Genomic DNA, 343 nt, shown 5'->3' on the forward strand with positions numbered 1-343 from the left:
CCCTGTCCGCCGTCCGAGATTCGAAATGCCCAGGCAGCGATGACTGCCAGGGCACGTTTTCATGCGATTTGCCAATCAGGATCACCTTCTATCAGCACGCCACCATGGTCGGTCCGGTCGCCTTGGCGGGCGACCGTTTTGCCCTCTATGTGAAAGCTCGAAGTCCCTGTTTCGATGATGGCTCCGCAACTGATGCGGTCCCCTGCAAGCGCGGCCGCTCGGCCTTTCACTGTGAGGCTCGAGGTGCCGGAGATGACTTCGCCCTCACCATGAAGGGGGCAATCATGTTTATGGCCGATCAGCACGATGGGTTTCACAGGGGATATCCTTTTCGACGGTCGAG

The 343-nt window shown here is 58.9% G+C and carries 1 protein-coding gene; it reads right to left on the bottom strand.

Features of this window, described 5'->3' with window-relative positions:
* Window positions 1-59 precede the first annotated feature (59 nt).
* Entirely contained in the window at window positions 60-317 is a 258-nt protein-coding gene (locus HU748_RS26175; protein WP_186722545.1) for a PAAR domain-containing protein, read from the bottom strand.
* Window positions 318-343: the final 26 nt, after the last annotated feature.

This window comes from Pseudomonas sp. RW3S2 (genome assembly GCF_014268955.1).
Taxonomy (GTDB): Bacteria; Pseudomonadota; Gammaproteobacteria; order Pseudomonadales; family Pseudomonadaceae; genus Aquipseudomonas; species Aquipseudomonas wayambapalatensis.